The sequence below is a fragment of the Streptomyces torulosus genome (assembly GCF_001419765.1).
Classification (GTDB): Bacteria; Actinomycetota; Actinomycetes; order Streptomycetales; family Streptomycetaceae; genus Streptomyces; species Streptomyces torulosus.
Genome location: NZ_LIRK01000617.1, coordinates 1 through 6578 on the forward strand (window position 1 = coordinate 1; position 6578 = coordinate 6578).

General features: G+C 74.6%; 3 protein-coding genes. All 3 read right to left on the reverse strand.

What is annotated here, in order from left to right; all coding sequences use genetic code 11:
- Positions 1–1256: DUF6177 family protein (locus AOK23_RS35350; RefSeq protein ID WP_055716621.1), on the reverse strand; the 1256-nt coding region annotated here is incomplete at its 3' end.
- A gap of 259 nt (positions 1257–1515) precedes the next feature.
- Positions 1516–5508, reverse strand: coding sequence for a type VII secretion protein EccCa (gene eccCa, locus AOK23_RS35355; RefSeq protein WP_055716622.1), 3993 nt, complete (start codon positions 5506–5508; stop codon positions 1516–1518).
- Positions 5509–5599: 91 nt separating this feature from the next.
- On the reverse strand, positions 5600–6578 hold a 979-nt coding region (locus AOK23_RS35360), incomplete at its 5' end, for a CpaE/TadZ family protein (RefSeq protein ID WP_476718314.1).

The window sequence follows — 6578 nt, forward strand, 5'->3', positions numbered from 1 at the left end:
GGGCGGCGGGCGTGGTCGCGGCCGATGGCGTGGACGTCGTCGGGGCCCAGGGTGAAGGCGGCCGGCAGCGGCGGGCCCTCCAGGCGCGGGGTGGTCGCGAGGTCGGCGGGGGCCGCCTGCACGGAGGTCAGCATGGTCCGCAGGGAGTGCTTCGTGACCAGCTCCTCCGCCAGGGCCCGTACGCGGTCCAGGGGCGGCTCCTCGCCCTGCGCGTACCCCACGGTCAGGACCATGTCCTCCTCCACGCCCTTCGTGGTCCGTGTCACGCGCAGCGTCGCTATGGCCGGGCGCTCGGGCCGCCCCACCACGATCAGCTGCGACGGCTCGGGCATCCGCTCCCGCACCAGGTCCGTCAACTGCCTCGGCGACCAGGGGAGGTTGACGGGCTCCGCGGTGCCCCAGCCGGCGGGCGCCGAGCCGGTCAGGGTCTCCCAGGCCGTCTCCAGCGCGCCGCCCAGCAGGAGCCGTTCGTCGGGCCGGTGCGCCGTACGCATCGCGACGATCAGCCGGCGGCCCGGCGCCTCCTCCGCGCGGCGCGTGAACGCGGCGGCCACCGTCGCCGCCCCGTCCTCGGACAGTGCGGGCGAGAACGCCCCGTCCTGCCAGCGCAGCACCGCCCCCGACAGCCCGTCGTAGTATCCGCACTCCGGGTCCCGCACCACCCACCGGTTGGGCACCCGGGCGAGCGTCGTGCGGGCCGGGGCGCTCAGGCGGACCTCGGGCGGGGTGACGATCTGCAGAGACCGCCGGGACGCCACGGCCGTCCGCATGATCTCGGCGAGCCAGCTGGTCAGCGCCACCACCGGGCGGTCGATGAGGACGACCGCCGCGTTCTCGGTGACGACGTCCACGGCGGGCTGCCCGGCCCCCGCCGACGGCACGGCCGACACATCGACGGCCTCCGTGCTCGCGGCCCCGGCCGGCCAGGTCGTGCCGCCCAGCAGCGCGTTGAGCCGGCCGCACACCACCCCGGCCAGCTTCTCCGCCTCCGGGACGGCCGTGGAGGCCCGCGCCTCCGTCCACCAGTAGGGGGCCTCGGCGCTCTGCCCGAGCAGCCGCTCCGCCTCGCCCGGCACCCGCACCAGCAGCGGCGACTCCACGGAGACCAGGGGGCGCCCGCCGGGGCCGTGCAGCTGGACGACCGCCCCGTCGGCCGCCGCCGACAGGTCCAGGTCGGAGCCGCCCGCGTACAGACTCGCCATGAGCGCCCACACGTCGGGCATCGTCGGGGTGAGAGCGATGACGTCCTTGGTCACGTGCGGTCGTCCTTCTCGGTGGTCGTGTCGGGCCGTCCCGACGGGTCGGGCACGGGTCGGTGTGGTCCTGACGGGTCGGGCACGGGTCGGTGTGATCCCATCGGGGTGGGCACCGGTGGGCGTGCTCCCGTCGGAGTGGGCACCGGTGGGCGTGCTCCCGTCGGAGTGGGCACGGGTCGGCGTGCTCCCCTCGGGGCACACACGGGGTGGCGTGGTCCCGCCGGGGCGGTCGTGGGCGGGCGTCGTCCCGGCTGAGCCGTCACCTGCGGTCGGCCCCCTCGCCGGACAGCGCGGTCTGGATCAGCTGGTGGGCGCGGCCCCGGCGGACCAGGGTGCCCCGGCCGGGCGGCTGCGCGGACGGGTACAGGCCGGGGAAGAGCTGGCCCTCGCTCCGCTCGCCGGTCATGAGCAGCGCGGCCGTGCCGGTCTCGCGGAGCGTCTGGAGCAGCGGCTCGTAGACGGCCCGGGAGGCGCCCGCCGTCCGCCGCGCGATCACGAAGTGCAGGCCGATGTCCTGCGCCGACGACACATACGGCAGGAACGGCGCCAGCGGCTGCTGCCCGGCGGTGGTGAGGATGTCGTAGTCGTCGACGAGGATCACGATGCGCGGCCCCTCGAAGGCGGGCTCGTCGGTCACCGCGTCCGGGTCGGCGCTCTCCGGCATCCGCTTCTCCAGCTCGGTCGCGATGCCGGACGCCAGCCCGGCGGCGAGCTTCGCGTTGTGCGCGTAACCGCCCCGGTACGGCTCCGGGACCACGCCCCGCAGCCCGCGCCGCGGGTCGAACACGCCGAAGACCAGCTCCTCCTCGGAGTACCGCTCCACCAGCCGGTCCACGATCAGCTTCAACAGGTTCGTCTTGCCGCACTCGTTGTCGCCGAGGACCAGCAGATGCTGGTCGGAGCCGAACAGGTCCAGCAGTACGGGCGCGAGGGCGTCCTGGTCGACGCCGATCGGGACGCGGCCCGGCTCGGCGACCTGCGACGGCAGCCGGCCGGCGGGCAGCCGGGTCGGCAACACCCGTACCGGAGGCGCCAGTTCGCCGTGCCAGGTGGAGCGGATCGTACGGGCCGCGTCCTCCAGCGCCGGACCGAGGTCGCCCGTCGACGGCCGTCCGTCCAGGCGGGGCAGCGCGACCTGTGCGAACAGCTTGCCGTCGGTGAGGGCCCGCCCCGGGGTGTCGGGCGACAGGGTCTGGGAGAGCTTGCGGTCGACGCTGGAATCGCTCGGGTCGTTGAGCCGCAGCTCGATCCGGGTGCCGAACATCGACTGCGTCGCGATCCGCACGTCGTTCCAGCGGAGCATGCCGCCGACGACATGGATGCCGTAGCCGCCGCCCCGCTTCAGGAGGTCCACGACCGTGTCGTCCAGCTCGGCGAACTCGTCGCGCAGCGCCCCGAACCCGTCGATGAGCAGCACGATGTCGGTGGAGCCCAGCTCCCGCAGCTCGCCCTGGGCGCGGAGGCGGCGCAGCTGGTCGACGGAGTCGATGCCGTGCTCGCGGAACAGCTCCTCCCGCTCGATCAGCATCGTCCGCACCTCGGCGACCGTCCGAGCCGCCCGCTCCCGGTCGGCCCGCCCGGCGATCCCGCCGACGTGCGGCAGCCCGGCCAGGGCGGACAGGCCGCCGCCGACCAGGTCGAGGCCGTAGAGGGCGACCTCGGCGGGCGTGTGGGTCGCCGCCAGGGACAGCGCGAGGGTCCGCAGCAGCGTCGTCTTGCCCGACTGCGGGCCGCCGATCACCGCCGCGTGTCCGCCCGCGACCGTCAGATCGAGTACCCAGTGGCCCTGCCACTGTTTCGCCGGATCGTCCAGCACCCCGAGCGGTACCCGCAACGGCCCCTGCCGGGCGGCGAGTTGCAGCCCGCGCTCGTCCACGCCCACCGGCCCGGCCGCCGCGTCCAGCGTGATCGCGTCAGGCAGCGGCGGCAGCCAGATCCGCCGCACCGGCCGCGCGGCCCCGGCGAGCCGGTCGACCATCACCGACATCACCGTCGGCCCGGTCTCCCGCTTGGTCGCCTTGGGTTCCTCGGCCGCGCCGCCCGCCGCCGGCGTACCGCCGAGCGTGTTGTACGCCGGGTACGGCCACGCGAGCGGCGTGTCGTCGTCCTCCCGCGCGGCGAGCGCCGGACCCCGGTAGGCGCCGGAGACGTACCCCGCCTTGAACCGCTCGTACGTCGAGGTGTCCACCTTGAGGTAGCCGAAGCCCGGCAGCGGCGGCAGATGGAAGGCGTCGGTGGTGTCGAGGACGGTCCGCGACTCGTCGGCGGAGAAGGTCCTGAGGCCCAGCCGGTACGACAGATAGGTGTCGAGGCCCTTGAGCTTGCCGCCCTCGATGCGCTGGCTGGACAGCAGCAGATGCACGCCGATGGAGCGCCCGATGCGGCCTATGGAGAGGAACAGGTCGATGAAGTCCGGCTTGGCGGTGAGCAGTTCACCGAACTCGTCGATCACGACGAACAGGTGCGGCAGTGGTTCCAGGTCCGGGCGGCTGCTCGCCCGCAGGGCCGCGTAGTGCCCGATGTCGGCGACGTTCCCCGCGTCCTTCAGCACCTGCTGCCGCCGCTTGACCTCACCGGCGAGGCTGGAGTGCACGCGTTCGACGAGCCCCGCCTGGTTCTCCAGGTTGGTGATCACCCCGGCCACGTGCGGCAGCCCGGTGAACGGGGCGAAGGTCGCGCCGCCCTTGTAGTCGACCAGGACGAGCGCGAGGTCCTCGGGAGGGTGGGTGGCGGCGAGCGCCAGCACCAGGGTGCGCAGCAGCTCGCTCTTGCCGGACCCGGTCGCGCCCACGCACAGCCCGTGCGGGCCCATGCCCAGCTCGGAGGACTCCTTCAGGTCGAGCAGCACCGGCTCATGACGGTCCGTCAGACCGATCGGCACGCGCAGGAACTCCCGCTCGCCGCGCGGCGCCCACAGCCGCTCCAGGTCCAGTACGGCCGGGTCGTCGACGCCGAGCAGTACGGGGAAGTCGACGGGCCCGGTGACCGGGGTGCCCTCTGCCGCCGACTCCGCCGACAGCCGCAGCGGCGCCAGCAGCCGGGCGAGGCCCTCGGCCCCGGCGGCGGTCACGTCGTCGGAGGAGCCCCGCGCGACCGCGTGGGCCTCCCGGAGGTCCTCGACGACGACCTGGTCGCCCCGGACGGTGATCCGCACCGACACCTGGTCCGGCTCGTGCACCTGCCGCTCCAGCAGATGCAGCACCGTGACACCCATGTCGCCGAGCCCCACCGCCGTGTCCGGCAGCGGCAGTTCGGCGGCCGTCTCCCCGTACTCGTCGCTCACCACCAGCATGCGTGACGCCAGCCGCAGGGCACCCCGGTCGGCCAGCCCCCGCCGCACCTCCGCCGCGTACGAGGCGCGCCGCCCCAGCTCATGGCGGAAGTGCCGGGCCAGCTGTGCCAGGCTCGGCGCGATCCGCCGGGCGGCCACCGGCCCGTCGTGCTCCTGGCCGTCCAGCACATGCGGCAGCCACTTCGCCCACTCCCAGTCCGGCAGCCGCTCCCCGGGCACCCCGAGCGCCACGGCCACGTCGTCCGGTGCGTGCGTCACGGCCACCTGGACGAGGAGCGCCCGCGCCACCCGCAGCACACCCTCCCGGTCGCCGACGACACTGACGTTGCCCGCCCGGTCCAGGGGCACGGTGATCGGGCAGTCGTCGGCCACCGCGTAGCGGGCCAGCAGGGCACGGGCCTCGTTCAGCATGAACGGGTCCGGCGGCGTCATCACACCGCCCTGGTTCTGCCCGATGGCCAGCTCCGCCACCGGCACGTCACCGGTGCCGACCCGCACCCGCAGGAAGTCCGGGTCCCGCCGCCGACGCTCCCACAGCCGCGCCGGGTCCCGCGCGAGGTCGTACAGGGCCTCCGGGGGCGGATCGAGCACCCGGGCCAGGGTCCGCCGCTCGCGCTCCTTCGCCCCCAACTCCTCCCGCAGCTCCTCCAGATACTCCAGGTACCGCTCCCGCTGCGCCCGCCGGGTGCGCTGCGCCTTGCCGCGCTGCGACAGGAACAGGGCGACCGCGCCGAGCAGCGCGAAGACCAGCACGACCGCGCCGAGCGCCGCGAACTGGCTGCTGCGGATCACGGTCATCATCACGACGGAGCCCATGACCCCCGCCATCGGCAGCAGCGCCGTCGCCGCCGAACCCGCCTTGCCCTCCGGGAGGTTGGGCGGAGGTTCGATCGTGCGGGGTTCGGCCGCCCCGAGCGGGCGGGTGCTGCGCGCGGGCCGGTGGACCAACTGCTGGGTCACGGACGGACCCCTTCTTCCCATGGGTGATGAGGGCGGTCGTGCGGAGCGGTGTGATGAGGGTGGGCGTCCGTCGCGGTGCCGGGTCGGCCGCTCATCGCATCCTCACCGCTCGGGTCATCGCCTCCGCCGCCAGCGTCACGGCCGCGTCCCGCGTGGCCTGGCCCAGGAGGGCGGTGCGGATCGGGCCTCCCTGGGCGAGGTGCCGGTCGTAGGGGACGGTGACGACGTGGACGCCGGACTCCTTCAGGTGCGCGACCGCCGTCTTCCGGTCCAGGGTGACGTCGGGCGAGTTCGCGGTGAGCGCCACGACCGTCGAGGCCAGCGCGGAGTGCGGCAACTGGCCCAGCCAGTCCAGCACCTGTCGGGTGCCGTTGACGCCCTCGGCGGTCATCGGGGCGACGACCACGCGCGCGTGCGCCGTGTCCATCGCCGTACGGGCCACCTCGCCCGGCAGTGTCTCGCAGTCCACCACGGTCACCGCGAAGTAGCGCCGCAGCGCGAGGGTCACCGTGCGGTACGTCCGGATGTCCAGCGGGGCTCCCACGCGGCCCTGGCTGGCGGGCAGCAGCCACCCGCCGTCCGACACGGGCACCAGGTAGCCGGTGACATCGGTGAGCTGCATCGCCGGGTTGAGGATCCGCGCGAGGTCGGCCGCCGCCCAGCGCACCGAGTCGGCGCCCATCCGCACCGGCAGCGTGCCGAGCGCGGCGTCCGCCTCCAGGGTGAGCACCGGGTCGTGCCGGTAGTGGTTGAACGTCCGCCCCAGCAGCGCGGCCACCGTCGACTTGCCGACGCCGCCCCGGATCGACGTCACGGCGATCACCCGCCCCGTCGTCACCGGCTGCTGCAACTCCCGCGCGATGCGCGTCTCCTCCGCCACGTCCTGCGCGGCGGACGCCGTCAGCTTCTTGATCGAACGCCCCGTACGCCGGGCCACGGAGTCCCCGTGCTGCGGCCGCCCCAGCGCGTGCGCCAGCCGGGGATCGATCGTCGGCACCGACTCCGGAGTGTGCGCCGGCGACTGCGGCACCCTCGAACCACGTGGCGCGGGGGCGGCCGCAGCACGGGGA